Origin of the sequence: Bartonella vinsonii subsp. berkhoffii ATCC 51672, from assembly GCF_902825225.1 — a bacterium.
Lineage (GTDB): Bacteria > Pseudomonadota > Alphaproteobacteria > Rhizobiales > Rhizobiaceae > Bartonella > Bartonella berkhoffii.
This window is the reverse complement of record NZ_CADEAK010000166.1, coordinates 1-445: the sequence shown is the minus strand read 5'-3', so window position 1 is coordinate 445 and position 445 is coordinate 1. Positions and strand designations below refer to the sequence as shown.

Sequence of the window (445 nt, the reverse complement as noted above, 5' to 3'; positions counted from 1 at the left end):
ACTGTATAAACTTCTTCTGCCTCTTTGAGAGCTATGTATTGAGGATTCTCGGGAAAAACATCCCTATGAGCAGTGGAAAAGGCAAGTGTTGAAAGTGAAGCCTTGAATATGACGATCGGTGTTTTTCCTTTTCTATCAAGACTGTACATTATATTAATGATACGGTCTTTGCTTATAAAATAGGCATTACGATTATAATTTTTGTCGCAATAGACTGTCCAGTTCATCATTTTTAATGTTTCAGAAACTGTATTAAGAAGAGCCAAAGATTGTACACCAATACGTGCATCCGCCGCCTCTCGCTCCTTTAAAACGGTCAGATGTTCTTCAGCAAATTGAACAGCGTGATTAACATATTTTTCCACATCATCGTCATCTAAATATTCAGAAATCGTACCTGCTTTTACGGCATTTTGATAGGATTTCAGGACATCAATTTGACCTG

1 pseudogene is annotated in these 445 nt (G+C 37.1%); it reads right to left on the bottom strand.

Features of this window, described 5'->3' with window-relative positions:
* Positions 1–445, bottom strand: a pseudogene (locus J7R10_RS08760) (hypothetical protein); the annotation flags it as partial.